This is a genomic window from Mesorhizobium sp. M0029 (assembly GCF_040323735.1).
GTDB lineage: Bacteria > Pseudomonadota > Alphaproteobacteria > Rhizobiales > Rhizobiaceae > Mesorhizobium.
Genome location: NZ_JAMYVF010000038.1, coordinates 1 through 19,836, shown reverse-complemented (window position 1 = coordinate 19,836; position 19,836 = coordinate 1). Strand labels below are relative to the sequence as shown.

The following is a 19,836-nucleotide window of genomic DNA, read 5'->3' as shown; positions in this document are numbered from 1 at the left end:
GAGCCGCTGCGGCGGGTCTGACGGGAAGCGCTGCCAATGCAAGCTCGACGACTGGGGACATGGCGGCGAAAGCCAGCCGCTCCGCGCAAGATCTGTTGGAGGATCAACCCTTGGCCGTTGCGGCCGTCGGTCTCGCCATCGGCGCCGCTATAGGTGCAATTCTGCCCCATACCGCAACGGAGGACGAGCAACTAGGCGCCTATGGCGACAAGCTTCGCGATTCCGCCGAAACTTTGCTCGACAGGGGCCTCGATGAGGCCAAGCAGGTCGCCGCCGACGCCTATGAGACCATCAAGCAGGAAGCTGGCCGGCAAGATATGGAAGCAGACACGATAGCCGATCAGCTCGGCGAGATCGTGAAGTCCACAGCAGACAAGACCGAGCATGCCGTGCGCGAACGTATTTCCGATACGCCTCAGCGTCAAACCTAGCCTGATGGTCCTGGATCAGCGATAGACGGTTCCAGAAGGCGTGCATAATAGTCGCGCTGATCGCTGCGCGTGGAGCTCGATCATGCCCTTCAAAGCACGTGGAAGATGGGCGGACGGGGACTTAATTCCTGACCACCTTGCAACCTGTCAGATTTTCCGACTGGCCAGCAATCTTGTCAGCCAGTCAGGATCCATTTCGGGAACAGAGGACAAAAGCCGTTCGGTGTAAGCGGCATGCGGAGGTGTGAGAACCACGCTCTTCAATCCCTGCTCGACGACTTTGCCGCCGTGCATGACGACAATCTCGTCTGCTATCGCGCGCACCGTGGCAATGTCATGGGTAATGAAGATGTAGCTCATCCCGAGTTCACGCTGTAGGCGCATCAGAAGCTTGAGGATCTCCTCCTGCACAATTTGGTCGAGCGCGGATGTGATCTCGTCGCAGATGATAAGCTCCGGTTCGGCAGCCAATGCCCGCGCAATGCAGACGCGTTGTTTTTGGCCACCTGATAGCTCGCCAGGTAGACGTTCCAGAAAATCCTCGCTCATCTCGACCAGGTGCATAAGTTCGCTTATCCGGCGATCTCTCTGCGCGCCTTTGAGGCCGAGGTAGAATTCGAGTGGCCGCTCTAAGACTTCTTCGACCGTTTGGCGCGGATTAAGGGCGTTGTCGGGCATTTGATAAATCATCTGGACGCGACGCAGGACCTCCTTGGGCCGCGCCTTCAGGCTCTTGGAAAGGAGCTGGCCTGCGAAAGAAATCGAACCCGAACTTGGCGGCAAGAGTCCGGTAACGACTCGAGCGAGCGTCGATTTCCCAGAACCGGATTCGCCGACCACAGCGACTGTTCTTCCGCGCGGAACCTTGATGGAGACATCCTGGAGCACCTTGACCCCTCCGGCATAAGCCGCGGTGACGTTGTCTATCGTCAAGAGATAGTCATCGGCTGGAACTTCGGGCTTGGCGAGCTTGCGGACTGCCCAGAGCGTCCTCGTATATTCCTGGCTGGGGGAGGCCAGCATCTGGCGTGTGTCAGCCACCTCCACGGTAACTCCGTGTCGCAGAACCATGACGCGATCCGCCATTTGCGCCACCACCGCCAGGTCATGCGTTACGTAGATTGCAGCAGTACTGAATTCCTCAACGATGTTGCGAATGGAGGCAAGGACTTCAACCTGCGTGGTCACATCGAGCGCCGTTGTTGGCTCGTCGAATATTATGAGGTCCGGTCGACAAGCCATTGCCATCGCTGTCATGGCCCGTTGCAACTGCCCGCCTGAGACCTGATGAGGATAGCGAAAGCCTATGCTCTCGGGTACTGGGAGCTGAAGACGCCGATAAAGATCCACGGCGCTCCGGTTCGCCTCTTCCCGGCTGACGATTCGATGCGCCACCGCGGTTTCGATGGTTTGTTCCAAAAGTCGATGTGCCGGATTGAAGGAGGCCGCCGCGCTTTGCGCGACATAGGCAATGCGGGAGCCCCGGAGACGACGGCGCCCCTTTTCATTGACTGCCAGGAGATCAATCCCGTCGAACAGGACCGAGCCCTGTGTGATCCGGCAGCCCGGTTTGGCATAGCCCATTGCGGCAAGGCCAATGGTGGACTTGCCGGCGCCTGACTCGCCGATTAGGCCAAGAACCTCCCCCCGCTTCAGCGTAAGATCGATCCCGCGGACGATGGGATGCCACTGTTCGTCCGAGGATCCCTCCACATGCAGATTGCGGATTTGCAGTAGATCCTTTCCTTTTTCGCGTGAGCCTGGATCGCTACTTTTCATCCCGCAACCCGCTTGTTGCGTGCAGGTACCAGTCCACAACGAAATTTACGGATACGGTAAGAAGAGCTATCGCGCCGGCCGGAAGCAGCGGCGTGACATCGCCGTAAGTGATCAGGGTTGCGTTCTCGCGCACCATTGATCCCCAATCGGCCGTCGGCGGCTGAATACCGACTCCGAGGAACGACAGCGCCGCGACTGTCAGGAACACGAAGCAGAATCGCAAGCCGAACTCGGCGACCAGTGGAGGCATGACATTGGGAAGGATTTCATTGGCGATAATCCATCTCGGTCCCTCGCCGCGCAATCGCGCCACCTCGACATATTCCATCACGGCCACGTTAAGCCCAACGGCGCGAGAAAGCCGAAAGACACGGGTGGAATCGAGAAGCGCAATGATAACAATCAGGCTGGTGATCGACGAGCCGAAGATCGACAGAAGCACCAGCGCGAAGATCAGACTCGGGATCGACATCAGCACGTCCACCGCACGCGACAAGATCTGGTCGAGCCACCCCCTATACAATGCGGCAAGGAGGCCGAGCGACACGCCTACCGCGAAGGAGAGCAATGTAGTCGCGACCGCGATAGCGATGGTGTTGCGCGCACCGTAGATCAAGCGGGTGAGCATGTCGCGGCCGAGCTGGTCGGTTCCCAATTCGAATTCCTGATTCCACGGCGCGAAGGCTTCGCTGAAGACCTGCGTCTCGCCATATGGGGCTATCCAGTGCGCGAAGACCGCAACAAGGACGTAGCCAACGATCACCACGATGCCGAACCATGCACTAAGCGGTGCCTTCTTCAGCGCTGTTGTCGCCCGGCTGGCACGCGAGCGCCTCAGCCTCTGAACCGCCGCGATAGATTGGGATCTGGTCATCGTGGGTGCAAGAGCCTGGGGTTGGTGGCGATGGAAATAATGTCGGCCAGCAGGTTGAGAAGGATGTAGGTCGCGGCGAAAATCAGGGCACAGGCCTGGACAACCGGAACATCCCTGGATTTTACCGCATCAACCATCAGTTGGCCGATCCCGGGATAGACGAAAACGACCTCGACCACGACCACTCCGACGATGAGATATGCCATATTGAACGCCACGACAGTGACGATGGGAGCCCAGGCATTGGGCAGGGCATGCCTCAGCACGATCACCATCGGGGACATTCCCTTGAGGCGCGCCATATCGATGTAGGGGCTTGCGAGCATGTTGATGATGGCCGCTCGGGTCATGCGCATCATGTGGGCCACGATCACGAGTGTAAGGGTGATTGCCGGCAGCGCCACTTTCCAGAGGTGCTCCCAAAATGGGGTCTGATCGTTCACATTCGACAATGTCGGAAATTTGGGAACCGCATTGAGTGCCCAGGTCAGTGAGATACTGAGCCAATGGGGCAGGGATTGAGCGAAATCGGATGCAATGAACGTGTCGCGCGAGATCACCAGGTAGGCGAGCATATAGGCGACGAAAAACTCCGGGAACGAAATAGTTGTCAGTGTCACGGCATTCACCAGCCGGTCGAACCAGCCGTTGCGGTACAGCGCGGCGAGAATGCCAAGCCCAAGCGCCAGCGGAACCGCTATCAGCGCGGTCACCGCTGCAAGAAACATCGTATTGTAGAGGCGTGGCGCGATGATCTCGGCCACGGTACGCCGATATCCGGTGCGGCTCGCGAACGAAGAGCCGAAGTCGCCGTGAAGCATTTGCGCGACCCAGACGAAATAGCGCTCGACAGGCGGACGATCGATGCCGATTTCCCGCTGAAAGGCGGCGACCGTTTCGGGCGTCGCCGACTGCCCGAGCGTGGCCTTGGCGAAGTCGCCCGGAAGCATCGCGATGGCAGAGAAGATGATGATGGACACGATGAACAAAGTGACCAGGCCGAGGCCAAGGCGCTGCAGAACCGTTCTTGCGACGGGGTTCATGTGAGTGCCGTCTCCCTTTGGGCGGCAGTCCTGCACTCGGAGCAAGCCGACCGGAGCCTCACAACCATCGTGGCCCCGGCCGCCTTTTCATGCCGTGGCGATCCACCAGCGTTCGGCCATTTTCAGTCCATCGTTCTCCCAGTTGGGCGCCACTTCGCCATGTGCGAGCTTTTTGGATTGGGCGCTGACGAAATTGTTGAAGACCAGCACGATGCTGCCGCCATCGTCGTGGGTTAGTTGCTGCATCTCGGCATACATTCCCGCTCGCTTGGCCTCGTCCGTCTCGGCCCGCGCCTTAACAAGCAATTCGTTGAAATGGGGATTTTTCCAGAACGACTCATTCCAGCTGGAGTCCGCGGCGAAGGCTTGCGTGAACATCCAGTCGGCCGTCGCTCGACCGCTCCAATAGGATGCGCACCAGGGTTTCTTGAGCCAGATATTGTCCCAATAAGCGTCCTCGGCCTCCCGCACGACATTGACGTCGATGCCGCATTGGGCTGCCGTCTCGCGAATGAGCGAAGCCGCATCCACCGCGCCTGCAAAAGCGGCATCGGCGACCGAGAGATCCACCTTCAGGTTCTCCATTCCGGCCTTTTTCAGGTAGTGCTTGGCTTTTTCCGGATCGAAGTTGTGTTGCGGTTGCGGATCCTTGGCGAATTTGATCGCTGGCGCGATCGGGTTGTCGTTAGCCACGGTGGCGTGGCCGAGAAAGATCTTGTCGACGATTTCTTGGCGATTGATCGCCCATTTCAATGCCGTTCGCACGTCTGGATTATCAAACGGCGCCATCGCGGCATTCATCGGCAAGGTATAATGTCCGTAGCCGGTGACCTCGACGATTTCCACCTTCGGATTGCGTTTCAACATGCCGAGGGTCTTGAGGTCGGCGCGGCCGATATAGTCCACCTCGCCCGTCGACAAGGCCGCCATGCGAGCGGCAAGATCAGTGATGGCGATGAATTCCACCTCGTCGAGATAGGGCTTGCCGTTTTTGAAGTAGTTTGGATTGCGCTTGAGTTTCGCCGAAACGCCGGGCTGGAAATTCTCAAGGAGGAAAGCGCCGGTGCGAACCCCTGAAGCCCAGTCCGCCTTGCCGTCCTTGGCTGGCATGATGACCAGATGGTAGTCACTCATGATGTAAGGGAAATCGGCGTTGCCGCTCTTGAGCGTGAAGACCACCGTTTCCGGGCCGTCGGCCTTGATCCCGGCGACGGACTCCAACAGCGACTTCGCCGCCGATTTTGTGTCCTTGCCCATGTGATATTGCAATGACGTCACGACGTCATCCGCCGTCACAGTCTTGCCGTTGTGGAAGGTTGCGCCTTTGCGCAGCTTGAAGGCCCAGGTCTTGGCCCCATCCGAAGATTCGAAGCTCTCGGCGAGGTCCGGTTGGACATTGCCTTTGGCGTCGACCTCAGTGAGGCTGTTGGATAGCGAGCCCGAAAACGCGGTTTGTGTGAACGTATCGGGGTAGCCGGCCGGATCGATTGAATCCGTCGTCGCGCCATGAGCCATGCCGAGCTTGGCGAAGCCGCCGTGCATCGGTTCGGCACGCGCCCTGGCGACGAAGAGCGTGTCGGCGGCGGCGACCGTCAGGCCTGCGGCTATCCCAAGATGAATGAAGTCGCGGCGGGAAACTTTGCTGCCACCGACCAGGCTTTGCGCGAGACCAAGCTTGTATTCAGATTCTGACATTTGACTCTCCCATTGCGGAGTTCTCCGCGTTATTTTTTTCAAGCACCTGCGAACAAATCTGCTAGTTGGCTTCGGCCATCTTTCTTCGAATTTTTCCAATCCCAATCGGCTTTTGGGCCAATCAGGCCGTCACATAGATGCTGCCGGCTTCGACGGTGACTGGAAATGTGCGAGCGCGAATGGACGGATCGACCAAGGCTTCACCTGACTTGATGTCGAATTCCCAGCCATGCCAGGCGCATCGAACGATCTCGTTTTCGCGATGATAGATGAATTGCGCTTGTTCAACGGGCGCGGTTGTCCCGCATTGCGGTCCCTCGCAAAGTGGAGCGCCGCGGTGCGGACAGACATTCAGCAGCGCGTGGAATGAATCTCCGATGCGGAAAATCCCGACCGAAAGGCTGCGGATCTTGGCGATAAACGGAGATCCTGTTTCGATCTCGTGGACGCGGCAGATATATGTCTTCTCGGGCATCGTATGGTTCCTCAGGCAGCATTCGCGGCTTGCGCACGGGGGATGCGTTTGTAGACTTCCAACGCATTCAGTCCCATGATCTTGCTCTTCCAGGCAGGAGGGATTTGCAGCGTGTTGGCATCGTCGTAATCCCAGTGCGGATAGTCCGACGCAAACATCAGCGTGTTTTCCCCGTCCATCGCTTCGAGCGTGGACCAGAGATGTTGGATGTTTGCAGGTTGCTCCAGCGGCTGCGTGGAAAAGCGGATGTTGCGCCGGCAATATTCCGATGGCAGCATCTTCAGCCATGGCGTCTCTTTACGCAGCGCTTTGTAGTCGGCATCCAGGCGCCACAGGACCGACGGAACCCAGGCGACACCGCACTCGATGATCACGAAGTAGAGGTCCGGCCACTTCTCGAAGACGCCATGGGCGATCATGCTTGCCACGTGCGACATCGCGGACATGTGCAAAATGGCATGCGTTTCCCAGAAGAATGTCGTGGGCGCAGGCGCAATGGCAGTTGAATTCACGCCGCCATGCCCGCCCAGATGTATGGCGAACGGCAACCCTACTTCAGCGCAAGCTTCGTAGATCGGATGGTAGAACGGGTCTCCATACGGCTTGACGGACCCTTGGGAAGCGAGAACCTGGACCATACGCGGATAACTGCCCAGACGGCGTATCTCGGCGGCAGCGAGCTTCGGATCCTGTGGTGCGATGATGATCGAACCCATGAAACGATCGTCTTTCGGCAGCCATTGGTTGATCTGATAGTCATTGTAGGCGCTGACCAGGGCGCTGGCATAGTAAGGATTGGCGAGGGTCGACGCCTCGATCGGCTCATCGCCGGTGAGGATCGCCACGTCGACTTTGTACTTGTCGAGGTGCTTCTCTTTCATGATGAGATAATTGTCGGCTTCCGTCTTCGGACGGACGTCCTTGCGGGAGAAGTCCTGCGGATGAAACCAGGGGCGATGGCCATGCGGAAATGCGCCGACTGGACCTGTTTTCTCGCCCTCGGTGAACATGTCTTTCCACAAGCCGGAAAGGTATGGCGTCAACACGGTGGCGCTTGACCAGTAATTGTGACAGTCGCAATCAACTATGAACACTTTGTTCCGCTCCGTGGCCCGTCCCGGCGGTGCGCCGGCCGATGATCTGGTGCAGCTTCCCCCTTGAGTATTGTTTGATCAAGCTTATGGTAGGCAGGAACATGATCGAATTTTTCGATCGGGATTTCCATGCAGCTTGATCACATCGAAACCTTTCTCGACATCATCGAATCGAGAAATTTCAATCGCACCGCAGATCGGTTGGGCTTAACCCAATCGACAATCAGCACCCGCATCAAGAACCTGGAGAGCGCAATCGGATCTGAACTGTTCCAACGCGGACGCGCCGGGGCAGAGCCGACTGCCGCAGGGCGCCGGTTCGAAGCCTACGCAAGATCTCTGGTATCCACTTGGTCGCAGGCTCGCCACGATGTCCGGGCCTTCAACCGTTTCGAAGGCACCTTGCGCGTTGCCGCCCAAGTGGGCATGACCCGCTCAGTCCTGCCCGGGTGGGTCGAAACCCTGTGCCAAGCACTTCCGAAGTCCTCAATCCATGTCGAGTCGGATTATTCGAACCAGATGGTCAGCGACCTCAGCATGGGAAACCTGGATATCGCGGTGCTTTATGCCCCCCGCTACTTGCCTGAGATCGCATACGAGCACCTGATGGTCGAGGAATATTTAATGGTTTCGACTGCCGCCAGAAACCTGTCGGACGTCGATCCCGACACCTACATCCGCCCAGGCTACACCGTCGTGCTGGAGAAAACGCACGCAGAGATGCTGGCTCAATTGGCGATCTGCCGACTTTCGACCGGATCGGAAGCTCTGGCGGAGATCATGCTCCGGCGAACGGGCGGCACTTGCTACATGCGCAGCGATGATGCGCGCAGGTTTACCGGTGAGATTCCATCGTTCCTGGTCGAAGGAGCGCCGACCTTGCACCAGCCAGTCCATACGGCGATACTGGCACGCCGCAAACACGAACCGATCATTCGCAAAGGCATCCGTGCTCTCCATCTCGCTGTTATGTCGCTGGAGGTTTAATCGATATTCCCGATCATAACGCTGGGATAATATTGCTGTTCAGCGGGGTAAGAACTGGCATGTTCGCTCGACCTAACGCCGAGCCGCACGATGAATGCATACGCCTCCATCCAAGCCTCAGATGTCGTGCCCACCATGCGTCAGCGGCGATGGGCACAAAAGACGCGAGATATAGTGCTCTGCCGTCGCGTGATAGACGAGACGCACGATGTGAAAACATTTGTTCTCACATCTGCCGCTGGTCGGATGTTCTGCTTCAGCGCGGGCCAGTATGTTCTCGTGCACCTCAGGATCAACGGCGCCACAATAACGCGCGCCTACTCGGTATCGTCACCGCCGACGCGACCGCTTGATCTTCAGATCACCGTGAAGCGAACGCAGGGCGGGCTCACTTCCAACTGGATCCATGACCATTTGACGCCGGGCAGCGAGATCGAGATCGAAGGGCCGCTCGGTTCGTTCAATCTGGATAAATTGCCGTCGGAGAAACCTGTTTTCCTTTCGGGCGGGAGCGGCGTGACTCCGACCATGTCAATGCTGCCTGCGCTTACAGACCGCGCAGACGACAGGGAGATCCGCTTCATTCACAGCGCGAAAACCCCAGGCGACATCATCTTCCGAGCGGAACTGGAAGCACTTGCCGCTCGCTTTCCCAATGTTCAAGTGACTTTGGTTTGCGGCCAGGGAGGTCCCGCTTGGACGGGTTCAACCGGCCGAATTGATGGTCGGATGCTGCTGAGCCTGGTTCCCGATCTTCACAAGCGCACCGTTTTTGCCTGTGGGCCCGAAGGATACATGAAGACGGCACGCGCCTGCCTTGATGCAATAGGCTTCCCGCCGGCGCAGTATCACGAGGAGAGTTTCGGAGGCAGCAATGGTTCTCGGTCGGAATTGGGCTTGGCGATTTCGTCTTCGGTCCGTTTTGTCCGCTCGGGTGTGGAGCATCGCTGCGCGCCCGGAGAGACCCTGCTGGACGCGGCGCGGAACTGTGGCATCTACATCCCAACCGCCTGCCAGCAGGGCGTTTGCGGAACGTGCCGAATAGCCAAACTATCCGGCGAGGTTACCATGGACGATTTGGGCGGACTGAATGCTAAAGAGAAATCTGCCGGCTATGTCCTGGCATGTTGCAGCCGCCCGCGAGGGACGGTTTTGCTCGATGCTTAGCTCGGCGTTGTTGACTGTTGGAAGATTCCGTCGGCGCACGCATCGGCGTCAGGGTCTAACCCAACGGCTCGACGCTCGAAGCTGTCAGTCCGTTATCGGCCCCCAAATGAGACGTTGGAAGCATTGAGGGCAGGGGACAGTTCGTGGCGCAAACGAGATAGCAGCTCCGAGTAGTCATCGCTGTTCGCGAAACGGTCGATTTCTGGACATCGCAATGTCGGGTATGGACTAACGCGCTATCTCGGCTCGAGGACCCATTCAGGTACGCGCCTGACATTAGGTATTGAGCATAGATCCGTGCGTCCCGGAAAGCGGACGCGGCACGATCCGGGTTAGGCGAGTAAGATAATACGCTCGATGACGGCGGCGCGCGCGGGAACGTCGCAACCAAGGATGAAGCTGTTGCTGGAGTCGAGCGGGCATTCACGCGGCCATGCCGGAGCAGATCGGCGCTACGACGGCCCAGCAGCCTTTGTCGCGGGGGGTTGTGTGCGTCAAGTTCTGCAAAATGGGGCAACCATGATGCTGGTCCTGCGGCTTGGCGCAGAGCGACCAGCGATCGCCATTTCCGATGCCAGCGCCTAAGCCTTTTATGAGACCTAAGCGCAGCTTGCCGGCCGCAGCATGGTCCCAATTTGGGACGAATAGTTTGGCACCCATATTGCACCCACATCTTTCGCCGGCTGATCCCCGGTCCTGATCGCGTACTCTGATCAGGTGTAAGGCTCGCCGGGCTCGAGGTTGTTGGGGTCTTCGCCCGGCGAGTTGTCTGCCAATGCGCAGTCACAGCCACATGGTGACGCCATACTCCGAAATGCCGCAAGCATTCCGCGGTTGTGCATCGCCCGACCAAGGTCGATCGGTATGGGACTTCAGTCGCGCTAAAGGGGGATACGGTCTGCGACTCCGGATTTTTTGCTAGATTTCAGAGGGTTACAAAGCGCTTCGCAGTCGTCAGTCGCTCATTGCAACAAGCATTTATCTAAAGTTCATTCAGTCGAATTAGGAAACTCTTATAAGCCGCTCTATAACGAATCGGCGAGGTGGCTATTCGCCTGAGGAGGTACCATGACATCCCGAAAAACCCTTTTGGCGGCGCTTGCCGCGCTTGCGCTAGTGACCGCTCCTGCTTTCGCTGGTGCGGGTGGAAACGGTGGTGGTCACGGCAATGGTGGTGGTCACGGCAATGGTGGTGGTCACGGCAATGGCGGTGGTCACGGCAATAGCGGCAAGTCCGGCAACGGCGGCGGGAAGTCCGGCAACAGCGCTTCGCACGGCAAGTCGGCATCGGCTCACGCCGGAAAGAAGGCCTCGGGCGAAGACCAGGTCGCCGTCGACGACATTGAGGTCGCCGCGACGCCTAAGGACAAGAACATTCACGCCAAGCTTGGCCGGCTGAACTCGCTGCAGCGCAACATCAACGCTTATATGAACTCCAAGAGCAAGAAATTCGCCGGCATTCAGGCTTATGTGACAGCTTCGGCTGCCGCCAAGGGCGCCCAAGCCGCGGTAGATGCCGCCCAAGCGGAAGTCGACGCGTTGAACGCCAAATTGAACGACCCGAATACTCCGGCCGACCAAGTCCCGACCCAGGAGCAGATCGATGCAGCGCAGGCGGCGCTCGATGCCGCCAATATAGCGGCGGCCGATGCTGCTGCCGCCGTCCCATCGCTGGATGACGCGCTCGCCGATATGGCCAACAAGCCGGTCGACGCCGAGGTCACCGAATGGGCCAACAGCGTGCTTGCCGAGAAGATCGACGAGATGGCTTCCAAACAGGATCCTGCGCCAACGCCGTAAGACCGGTCACCGCTGAAACGACCCTAGTCGAACGTGCAAGCCGCCGGGTCACACCCCCGGCGGCAGGGAGACGACGAGCTTGCCACCTTTTCTCCTCTTTGAGGGCGACCCCTAAACAAGCGGAGTCGCTACCGACGCTTAGGAACAAAAGTGCCGAAATACCGTGTTGAGGAGATCGCAGCCGATGCCGTGACGGCCACCCACACCGTCAACGCGAAAACTCCGATCAGGGCGGCGCGCGAAGCGGCGGAACGCGAGGTCATTCTACGCCCGGCCACATCTTCGAATACAGCTCAGCCTGTAGGGCGGTCCATACCCGGCTGGCCGCGGCTCACGCTGGTTTCTTGAAACGCACCATGCCGTCGACCTCGATGCGCAAGTTCGACTATTGACCCGGACCAGGGTTCTCTCGGTCTGTTTGAGCGAGGGGGGAAGCAATACGATTTCCTGGGCGTGCCGCTTGAGGCGTTTGTCGCGTTCAAATCTGCCCCACCAAGGGCCGCTATTCAACAATCACATCCGCAACCAACTATGCATTCCGGCTCGCCCAAGAAAAGGCTGCAGGCTCCTTGGACGATTAAGGGAGGTTCTTTCAGAAAAACGGCCCGCGCTGATCGAAGGGCGCGGGCCGGTCCGTTGCCGCCGGTCGGCAGCGGGAGGCATCCATTCCGGCCGGTGCAAACCAGCCCCTCCCGCCACAATTAGCAACCTTCGGCAGTCGTTTTCATCTGTCCAGGGGCTGCGGACTTGGCACTGGTGTCATCCTGTTGACCAGGAGCGGCCTGCTTAGCACTGCCACTCTGCTGGCCGGGCGCACAGTCCTTCGCTGAGTTCGAATTGGTCGACTTCGTTGTGGTCGAATCCGTGTTGTTATCTGTCGTCGGCATCGTTGTGGTAGTGGAGGAGCCACTCGACGTCGTCCCTGTTGTCCCTGTCGTCCCCGCGAACGCAAGCCCGCTGGAAAGAGCCATCATGGCAGTGGCAAAAAGAAGCCGTTTCATTCTTCATCTCCTAATGGCAAGTAATGTCCCTTCCATTCGATAACGGGGGATGCGAAGGATCGGTTCCAACGCGACCTTGTCTTGACCGGCAGCTTTGGGGCGGCCGTTAGCGGACTGGCAGCCTTCACACGGCGGATCTTCGGTAGCTGACATTCCGGCTAGCGCGGACATCGCCTTCCCCATGGGCAGAAATTAGTCTCCTGGGGCCCGCCCACGTTTCTCTCAAGCCACCGATTTCATGGCCGACAGGTTATCACGATGTGTCTGAAGGTGGAGAAGCTGATCGTCGCCCCTTGGTTGTGCAGCCCTTCAGCCGTGGGCCAACCTCCGAACACCCTTGAAAAAGAACTTGAAGTCGTCCCGCACCAGAGCGAACGTCTTCGGATGATCGGGATAACACGGCGGTCACGAGACACCTGTTCCCGCGTCTTTTGCTCGCTCGCCGGCGCAGCGGCAAATTGATCATAGACGGTACTAAGTGGTCTTGCTGCTCCGGCATCTCGCCGTGAGGAAGAAATGACGCTGAGGATGCCCAACTGTCGTCGGGTCCGCTGGCCGCGCTTATGGGTCACGCGGCAGGCGTTGCAATCCCTTCTAAAGCGATGATCCTGGTGTTAGCGGAACGTTTGCGGATCTCGATCAGCCGGGCGTATTCCGGCGAATTATACCAGCCCATCAATGACGCCATGTCGGGGAATTCGACAATGACCAGTCGGTGTGGATCCCAATCACCTTCCAAAACCTTGGTGGCGCCACCGCGGCCCAGGTACCGCCCACCGTACCGCTCTTCGGTAGCGGGAACGTCCCGCCGATATTCCTCGAACAAGGCAGCGTCTTTTACGTCTACATCCGCTATCAGATAGGCAGCCATCTGTGTTTCCTCCTTAGACCCCGCTCGCCCTCCTCGGCTTCGGCGTCGTCGGTCCGCACCCTAACGACGATCTCCGTGGCGACATCCAGCGCCAGCGCGCTTTTCGATGATTGTTGGCGCTGCCACGGCTTTCCTTCTTTCGCATGGTTCGCAAAGATTAGCATGATCGCTGCTCTCGTGTCTGGCGGTCTCCCTCAAAGCGTCATCGAGCGCCCTTCAGATGAGACACCGCCGTCTCGACAGGTAGGCTCGGCAGTGTTCGGTTTTTCTTCGGTTCTTTTCATCCAAAACTTACTTGTAGAAAAGCGCGAATGAAAATAGGAAATATGCAACCTGAAAGATGATAAAAATCAGCAAGGTCCATGCAAGGGACTTCCAGAACGAATCGGTTGCTAGGTAAGTCCAGGTCGCTACCACGGTCGACGTGGCAAACATCCCAATCAGTAATCGCGGAAAAAACATCATGTTCAATGCCGCCCATAGCTGGACCGACCGGTCTCACGTCTACTCCCCAGAAGAACGTAAGGTTTCACTAAATTAGTAATTGCGCAAGCACCAATGGCCAGAACCAAACCTTCCGAACAGCTTTCCCGGGCTGAAATCGAGCGCTTCCTGGCGGCAGCCGAAGCGCTGCACAAGAGCATATTCGGGTCGCTGTGCGTACCACAGCGAGCATGCCAAGCTCTGTGAGGTCCATCGACCCCTTTTGAAGGCGATCGAGAACATCACCGGCCACAAGGCGCAGTTCATCCAAAGGAACGGGACAGGGCCGTCTCAGCCGCGCGGGAGCCGTCTGGCTAGCCGCCGGTCAAGTCCTATAAGCTCGGATGCGAAGCTTCGCTTCTCTTCCCGCAGGGTATTGCGACGCATTTTAAGCGCTTGAGTTTGCCGACGGTCTTCTCGAAGCGTACACTTTAATACCTGGGGTGGCGAAGCCCGCCAGCCGAGTGGTTGCCCTCCGCTCGCAGCCAACCGGCTCCGTGGCTCGGTGAATGGCTAGCACTGTCGCAGCAGTCCTCCGAACGCAGCCCGCCATGGCGGTGGCCGGCTTAGCAGTCTGATGCCCCCTCGCGGGCGAGATTGTCCACGTCGAGCGGATTGCTGACCAGTTTCAGCGCGCCGTCCGGGTTGCGCGGCCATTCCGCTTCCGGGCGATCCCAATAGAGTTCTACCCCGTTGCCGGGGATCGCGCACATAGATCGCCTCCGAGCCGCCATGGTCATTCGCGCCGGTGAGCGTCACCCCTGCTGCTCGCAGGCGGCGCAGCGCAGCCGCCAACGCCGCCCGTGTCGGATAGAGAAAGGCGACATGGTGTAGGCCCGTCGTGCCAATCGGGGGCGCGGCGCCGCCGCGGCTTTTCCAGTTAGTGAGCGCCAGATGATGGTGATATCCGCCCGCCGCGAGAAAGGCAGCCTCCTCGCTTAGCGACATGGTGACGCCGAACCCGAGGGCACCGCAATAAAAGGCTAGCGATCGCTCGATGTCGGCGACGTTGAGATGGACGTGACCGACCCGAACGCGCGGGTTGATGGCATATTTTTCGACGACGCTGGCGGCGTCATTGGGATTGATCGATTGATCGTTCATGGCCTCCGCTCCCCTGCTGGCGATTTCCACAAGCGAAATCATCGCGCAAATGCATTGCCCGGAAAATATGAGATGACTGGAATGAGCATCCCGTTTTCTGCATAATCCGGGAATGCGCATCGACGAGATATGTGTCTTCATCAACGTCCTCGAGGCAGGGAGCTTTGCCGGCGCGGCGCGCCGTCTCGGCATGCCTGCAACGACAGTGAGCGCCAAGGTCGCGGCCCTGGAGCGACGGCTCGGGCTCTCGTTGATCCAGCGCACGACCAGAAAGCTGCGCGCTACGCCCAAGGGCCAAGCCTATTTCGAGCGGTGTCGCATCGCGCTGCGAGAAATCGAGACCGTCGAAGCTGAGCTTCGCGCAGAGTCGGCGGGGATGGACGGACAGCTTCGGCTGACGGCGTCAGTGGATATCGCGCAGACGCTTCTACCGCCTGTTATTGCAGCGTTCCGTAAGGCTTATCCGGCGGTCGCCGTTGATCTCGTCGTCACCGACCGCGTTGCCGATCTCGTCGCCGACGGCATCGACCTCGCCGTGCGCGTCGGCCCGTTGCGCGATTCCAGCCTGATCTCACGCGCTTTCGTGACGGGTCCTTCAGGACACTTCCAAGGCCTACCTCGGCCGCCGGGGCACACCTGTCTCACTGGAGCAACTCGAACATCACGATCTAATCGCCCTCAGCAAGGCATGGGCGCGACCGCTGCCGATGCTGGCGGGCGACCGGAAGATCGGTGTTGACCTGACAGGGGGCCTCACCTGCGATGATCTGCTAACGGTGAGGGCGCTCGTGGCGATAGGATTGGGCATCAGCTTTCTTCCAGGCTATCTCGCCCATCAGCTCGATCTGGTGCGGGTACTCCCCGAACTGCGTTCACCGTTTACCGGCCTAGTCTTTGCTTATCCGGCACAGAAGTGGGCGCAACGACACCGGTCGCACCTGGTGCAGATGTTCGACAGCTCCGTGGTGCGCGGTCATGTCTCGGCGGTAGGGGCAAAAGGGCCTAGGCGATAAGATAGGTATTGCCCTGCGGAATCGGGTGGGATTCTAACTGCGATGACACACGAATTGCTTGCAGACGACGGTTGGGCCGAGACGATTGAGCTTCTCGGCGGCGAAGATTTGCTTACGCGGAGCGCCCGCGAGACGAAGGCGTTCCTGCGTCCGCAGGGCGTTCAATCGGCGCCCGATTTGTTGCGCCTGACGCGCGGCGGCTTCTCGACCAAAATCCATCTGAAGACACCTAACGCGTTCATTGGACAGCGACCCATTACTTGGCCCGCCGGCTCATGTTGGCGGGCTTTTTTGCGTCAGTCGGGAACAACCTCGCTCTGAGGCTGTTCGTTCACACCCGGCTCGTTCTTCAGCGATTCCTGCCGGTGACCAAGATGTCCTCTCCACTCGTCATGGTCGGCCCGCGCAGCCTCGGAAGCAGGCGCGGGCCTCATTCGCCGTCATTGCTGTGTGCTCGGTGCGCAACCGCTTCTTTGAATGCGCGTGCTGCTGCATCGCAAGCGACACGTGAGGAGCCGTTCACGGACAGGATGATTTCGGCTGCCTTCACGGTCAAACCGTGTTTTTCGGCGAACTCTGCGGCTGTGTATGCGAGTTTTGTTTTTTCGCTACTCCGCATTTCTGACTCCATAGATCTCTTGCGCCTCGTGCAAGCTCTGTCGGGCCTGTTGCAGTGATCGATGCAAGTTCGCCAGCAATTCGTCGGCGTCGGCCGTCGGACTGCCTTCGTGATCCAGTAAGCCGACGATAATATCCTGCTTGGAAACGATGCTCTCGTTGTGAACGAGTTGGCCCATAAAATATATGAGCCGGCTCTGTGCCGGTGTGGGCATGGGCCTTCTCCCTGGTCGGGCGAAAGCCTGATGATCGCTCCCAAGCGCCTCGTGCCTGTTTGTTTTTGATTTTTCGAGGCGACCGCAGCAGTGTGCGCTCGTTAGCAGGCCATGGCAACCGGCCAGGCAATTGCAGCATCCACGCTGCGCACGCCGCCCTGACCGCGCGTGCCGGCCCCTGGCGTCGCTCGGCCGCTACTTCAGTGTTTCCGGTTGACAATCGTGGTCGGCGCACCGCATTTTCGCATTGAGGGACAAACGTGGGGAACCCTGCATGAAGAAGCCTTATCAGAAGCCGGAACTAAAGAAGCGCGAGAAGCTCTCGGCCGTAACGGCTGTGTGCACGCCATCAACCTGCACCGATGAGTGAGAACCTTTAGGCCCAAGGCGCTTTGCCGAAATTCGCTAGAGAGGGACTGCAGTGAAGAAAGAATACAGCAAGCCAGTACTGACCAAACGTGGGCGTCTCAGCGCAGTGACGGCGCAATTGGCACCCAGTGTTGAACCCAGAGGAGCCTAGGCAAACCCCTGCAACAAAGCCAGTTGGCTTCGGCGGCGGGCTTTTCCGCTTCCAGGCGCCGAAACTTATCTTCGCGTGCCTGTCACAACGAGCCATGCGGTTTCCGTGCTCGGTCTCCGCACTTCAGGGTCGCTGAACCCTGCCTCTCGCAAGGCAGCAATGACCTCATCCGGCTCGCGAGGTGTAAAAATATCGGCCGGCATGTTCATCCGGTCCATATGTGCCTTCGGGAGGAAGCCAAGCACGACGCGACCGCCTGGTTTGAGGACGCGATGGAGCTCTGCGGATCCAGCTCTAAGGCTTTGCCAGAAGTACACTGTGTGGACGCTGAGAGCCTTGTCGAATGTGCTATCCGGCAAGGGCAAGTCCTCGACTAGCCCGGTTCGGAACTCGGCTCGTCCGACGCGCACTGCATCGGCGAACCGGTGGGAGGCAGCGTTCACGACATCCTGCGAGCGGTCAACACCGCAAACGAATGCTGCCTCACGGATAAGTTGCGGCAGTAAAACTGCGCCGCCGAAACCGACCTCCACGGCACGATCTACCGGGACCAGGTGCACTTGATCGAGAGCGTAGCCGTTGAGCCGGGCATTGCCCCGGTTCATTCCGGCCCGGACCAGCCAGCCGCCGGTTCGGTCGGCCAGGACAGTGGTTTCGCTATAAATCGTGGCGCCATCCGATCCCACCCATATTCGGGTCATCTAGCCACCATGCGCCTAGAAGCGGCCGCCCCGCAAACGCTGCTTCGATAGCGATGACCAGTTGGGTTGTGCTGCGCTCTTAGGCGTCGCATTCCAGCGGCTGGTGGTCCGGTTGCTCGTGCCACATCACCTGGCGGAAGTCGCGACGGTCTACCTTTTGCGCGCAAATGGGGCGCGCATAGAAATGCTCTTCCCAGTCAGGTCATGTGGCTTGCCGGGGATGGGCGGTCCGAGGTTGGCTATTCTGGCCGTGCCCGACCGAACCCGTCGTAGCGGCAAAACTTCTGCAAGGCGTGCCCGTTGTCCGATCGCCCGCTCGCATTTTTTGTACCATATATTCGCGGCTTCCATTAGCATCCCCTCATGGCAACTCTGCGGTACGGCGTAAGGCGGGAACCGGATGGGACGTGGACGGTGTTCGACGTGTTCACCGGGCTGCCGGCTATTGTAGCGGGCCACCCATCTGTCGACCTTCCCGACATGGAGTATGCCGAAGAGCTGGCGGCCATCCTGAATGCCAACGACCTGAAGCAGAGGCTATCTCAAGGGAGGTTCCCCGGAGGGTTCGCCTGACTGAAGTGGCATTAGCCCCCGTTGTATGCCCATCCAGGATGGTTCGTCCGATCCGAGCAAGCATTTGTTATTGATCTACCGACTACGACGGTCTTAAATCGACTTGCCATTGCGTTTCGTAGGGAGGATGTGATGAGCAACGTGGTGTCAATTCGCAAGGCCACGCCTCGCGTGGAAGTGGTCGGAGCCAGTGGCGAATGGGTCGTCCGCATCATAGAGACCGACCAGGAAATTACACGCTCATTCGGCCTGGAATCGTTTGCGCTGTCCTTCGCTGAAGGCCAGCGGATACGGCTACATCTCGACAAGGTTGTGCGGCTTCAGGACCCTCCTGCGGCTAGGTAACCTCAGTACCTGGACGGTGTTGGACGATTCCATGGCTGGTGAGATGCTTGCGGTGTGACGTCTCTCGTCCGCCGGACGCAAGGGCGGCGGGCACCTTTTGAATTGACAAGGCGCGGGCTGATTGACAACCTTTGGCTGTAAATGCGCTTTGCCTCAAATTTCCACTGGAGGGACTGCATGAAGAAAGAATACAGCAAGCCAGTACTGACCAAACGTGGGCGTCTGAGCGCAGTGACTGCGCAATTGGCACCCAGTGTTGAACCGCGATCCACATCCTAAGCAAACCACGGCCCTGCAACAAAAGCCCGCTGGCTTCGGTCGGCGGGTTTTGTTCTGACGCGTGGTAGGAACCGGCGATGAGGCTGTTCCTCGTCGCACTCGTTGTTTTGTCTTTGATGGCCGTCGGCTTCTGGCTGGCGGCCCAGTTGTTCCTGCCTCACTGATCGAGCTCCAGCGGCTCATGATCTGGTTGCTCGTGCCACATGACCTGGCGGAAGTCGCGCTTGTCGACCTGCTGGCCGCAGATCGGGCATGGGTGAAATCGATCGTGCCCGTCCTGCGGTTGGTGTGGCTTGCCGGGCTTAGGCGGTCCAAGGTCGGCTATTCTGGTCATGCTCGAACGAACACGATTTCGCGGCAAAAGTTCCTTCAGTTGCTCTTCTCAGTTGGTGAAAGACATCGCACCAAAAGCGATAGTCATCTGGTCGACCGTCGAAATGAGCCTCCAAAGCGCACTGCGCCACGGCGGTCGCCGCTTCCAACCCGTAGAGATCGACCGCAGATTGAGCGGCCTGATCTCGGTACATGCGAGGCGAGGAGGAATTGCAGCGCACCTATTTCGTCTGGCAGGTCGGACTTCATCGAATCGGAATGGGTTTTTTACACATTCGTTTATCTATTCATGGTTTCTAATACATATGGCATCCAACGCGTTCACCCGGATCTGGTTTGCTTTGAGCCGCCTAAGGCGCGCCACGAACGGTAACGTTGCCGTCATCGTTGCCTTCACCTTGCCGGTCGTGGTTGGCGGCGCCGGCCTCGGTGTGG

General features: G+C 58.8%; 20 protein-coding genes and 3 pseudogenes. 10 read left to right on the top strand and 13 right to left on the bottom strand.

The annotated features are described in order from the left end of the window. Nucleotides 1-431 (top strand): annotated as a pseudogene (locus tag NKJ76_RS31170) (hypothetical protein); the annotation flags it as partial. Nucleotides 432-578: 147 nt separating this feature from the next. Here NKJ76_RS31170 and NKJ76_RS31165 read toward each other — a convergent pair. The 6 genes from NKJ76_RS31165 to NKJ76_RS31140 all read right to left on the bottom strand — a co-directional run bounded on the left by NKJ76_RS31165 (nt 579) and on the right by NKJ76_RS31140 (nt 7,391). Then, entirely contained in the window at nt 579-2,210 is a 1,632-nt protein-coding gene (locus NKJ76_RS31165; protein ID WP_352539135.1) for an ABC transporter ATP-binding protein, read from the bottom strand. Further along, nucleotides 2,200-3,084 (bottom strand): ABC transporter permease, encoded by an 885-nt coding sequence (locus NKJ76_RS31160; protein ID WP_023690446.1) that lies wholly within the window; start codon nt 3,082-3,084, stop codon nt 2,200-2,202. Before NKJ76_RS31160 ends, NKJ76_RS31165 begins: the two co-directional genes overlap by 11 nt. Continuing rightward, nucleotides 3,081-4,127, bottom strand: a complete 1,047-nt coding sequence (locus NKJ76_RS31155; RefSeq protein WP_023673826.1) for an ABC transporter permease — start codon at nt 4,125-4,127, stop codon at nt 3,081-3,083. Before NKJ76_RS31155 ends, NKJ76_RS31160 begins: the two co-directional genes overlap by 4 nt. An 87-nt stretch (nt 4,128-4,214) precedes the next feature. Beyond that, nucleotides 4,215-5,822, bottom strand: a complete 1,608-nt coding sequence (locus tag NKJ76_RS31150; protein WP_023690447.1) for an ABC transporter substrate-binding protein — start codon at nt 5,820-5,822, stop codon at nt 4,215-4,217. 121 nt (nt 5,823-5,943) lie between these two features. Continuing rightward, nucleotides 5,944-6,297: a Rieske (2Fe-2S) protein gene (locus NKJ76_RS31145; RefSeq protein ID WP_023690448.1), complete on the bottom strand. Its 354-nt coding sequence runs from the start codon at nt 6,295-6,297 to the stop codon at nt 5,944-5,946. 11 nt (nt 6,298-6,308) lie between these two features. Beyond that, entirely contained in the window at nt 6,309-7,391 is a 1,083-nt protein-coding gene (locus NKJ76_RS31140; protein ID WP_031201701.1) for an amidohydrolase family protein, read from the bottom strand. Nucleotides 7,392-7,520: 129 nt separating this feature from the next. Between NKJ76_RS31140 and NKJ76_RS31135 the strand changes: the two genes are divergently transcribed. From NKJ76_RS31135 to NKJ76_RS31125, 3 genes are all read left to right on the top strand, one after another. After that, nucleotides 7,521-8,378 (top strand): LysR family transcriptional regulator, encoded by an 858-nt coding sequence (locus tag NKJ76_RS31135; protein ID WP_023690450.1) that lies wholly within the window; start codon nt 7,521-7,523, stop codon nt 8,376-8,378. Nucleotides 8,379-8,588: 210 nt separating this feature from the next. Further along, nucleotides 8,589-9,545 carry an FAD-binding oxidoreductase gene (locus NKJ76_RS31130; RefSeq protein WP_352539134.1) on the top strand — a complete coding sequence of 319 codons (957 nt, stop codon included), beginning with the start codon at nt 8,589-8,591 and terminating at the stop codon, nt 9,543-9,545. A 1,068-nt stretch (nt 9,546-10,613) separates the two neighbouring features. Further along, nucleotides 10,614-11,345, top strand: coding sequence for a hypothetical protein (locus NKJ76_RS31125; RefSeq protein ID WP_023694064.1), 732 nt, complete (start codon nt 10,614-10,616; stop codon nt 11,343-11,345). A 1,569-nt stretch (nt 11,346-12,914) separates the two neighbouring features. Here NKJ76_RS31125 and NKJ76_RS31120 read toward each other — a convergent pair. The 3 genes and pseudogenes from NKJ76_RS31120 to NKJ76_RS31115 form a co-directional block, all read right to left on the bottom strand. Beyond that, the gene (locus NKJ76_RS31120) at nt 12,915-13,217 is read right to left on the bottom strand and encodes a DUF1330 domain-containing protein (RefSeq protein ID WP_023670645.1); all 303 of its coding nucleotides are present in this window, start codon (nt 13,215-13,217) and stop codon (nt 12,915-12,917) included. 291 nt (nt 13,218-13,508) lie between these two features. Beyond that, on the bottom strand, nt 13,509-13,652 hold the full coding sequence (locus NKJ76_RS32530) for an exopolysaccharide production repressor protein (protein ID WP_502902375.1): 144 nt from the start codon (nt 13,650-13,652) through the stop codon (nt 13,509-13,511). A gap of 614 nt (nt 13,653-14,266) precedes the next feature. Continuing rightward, nucleotides 14,267-14,804, bottom strand: a pseudogene (locus NKJ76_RS31115) (VOC family protein). Between the two features lie 112 nt (nt 14,805-14,916). On the opposite strand from NKJ76_RS31115, the gene NKJ76_RS31110 reads away from it, so the two are divergent. From NKJ76_RS31110 to NKJ76_RS31100, 3 genes are read left to right on the top strand one after another with little or no spacing between them, the layout of a single operon-like run. Beyond that, a complete protein-coding gene (locus NKJ76_RS31110) occupies nt 14,917-15,543 on the top strand; it encodes a LysR family transcriptional regulator (protein WP_023690457.1) in 627 nt (208 codons plus the stop codon). Beyond that, nucleotides 15,449-15,817, top strand: coding sequence for a LysR substrate-binding domain-containing protein (locus NKJ76_RS31105; protein ID WP_084013112.1), 369 nt, complete (start codon nt 15,449-15,451; stop codon nt 15,815-15,817). The genes NKJ76_RS31110 and NKJ76_RS31105 overlap by 95 nt, the downstream gene beginning before the upstream one ends. A 42-nt stretch (nt 15,818-15,859) precedes the next feature. Then, entirely contained in the window at nt 15,860-16,138 is a 279-nt protein-coding gene (locus tag NKJ76_RS31100; RefSeq protein WP_023670652.1) for a hypothetical protein, read from the top strand. Nucleotides 16,139-16,247: 109 nt separating this feature from the next. On the opposite strand, the gene NKJ76_RS31095 is transcribed toward NKJ76_RS31100, so the two are convergent. The 3 genes from NKJ76_RS31095 to NKJ76_RS31085 all read right to left on the bottom strand — a co-directional run bounded on the left by NKJ76_RS31095 (nt 16,248) and on the right by NKJ76_RS31085 (nt 17,871). Next, nucleotides 16,248-16,436, bottom strand: a complete 189-nt coding sequence (locus NKJ76_RS31095; protein WP_245261925.1) for a hypothetical protein — start codon at nt 16,434-16,436, stop codon at nt 16,248-16,250. Then, complete coding sequence (locus NKJ76_RS31090; RefSeq protein ID WP_023690459.1) at nt 16,426-16,650, bottom strand: hypothetical protein; 225 nt, start codon at nt 16,648-16,650, stop codon at nt 16,426-16,428. The genes NKJ76_RS31095 and NKJ76_RS31090 overlap by 11 nt, the downstream gene beginning before the upstream one ends. A gap of 585 nt (nt 16,651-17,235) precedes the next feature. Beyond that, complete coding sequence (locus tag NKJ76_RS31085) at nt 17,236-17,871, bottom strand: class I SAM-dependent methyltransferase (RefSeq protein ID WP_023670654.1); 636 nt, start codon at nt 17,869-17,871, stop codon at nt 17,236-17,238. A gap of 363 nt (nt 17,872-18,234) precedes the next feature. Between NKJ76_RS31085 and NKJ76_RS31080 the strand changes: the two genes are divergently transcribed. Together NKJ76_RS31080 and NKJ76_RS31075 are read left to right on the top strand one after the other, a co-directional pair. Then, on the top strand, nt 18,235-18,444 hold the full coding sequence (locus tag NKJ76_RS31080; RefSeq protein WP_023694061.1) for a hypothetical protein: 210 nt from the start codon (nt 18,235-18,237) through the stop codon (nt 18,442-18,444). Between the two features lie 132 nt (nt 18,445-18,576). Continuing rightward, the gene (locus NKJ76_RS31075) at nt 18,577-18,789 is read left to right on the top strand and encodes a hypothetical protein (protein WP_023690461.1); all 213 of its coding nucleotides are present in this window, start codon (nt 18,577-18,579) and stop codon (nt 18,787-18,789) included. 581 nt (nt 18,790-19,370) lie between these two features. On the opposite strand, the gene NKJ76_RS32525 is transcribed toward NKJ76_RS31075, so the two are convergent. After that, nucleotides 19,371-19,595 carry a Y4oE-related protein gene (locus tag NKJ76_RS32525; RefSeq protein WP_084013115.1) on the bottom strand — a complete coding sequence of 75 codons (225 nt, stop codon included), beginning with the start codon at nt 19,593-19,595 and terminating at the stop codon, nt 19,371-19,373. Here NKJ76_RS32525 and NKJ76_RS31070 point away from each other — a divergent pair. After that, nucleotides 19,506-19,836: pseudogene (locus NKJ76_RS31070) on the top strand (hypothetical protein); the annotation flags it as partial. The gene NKJ76_RS32525 and the pseudogene NKJ76_RS31070 sit on opposite strands and share 90 nt — an antisense overlap.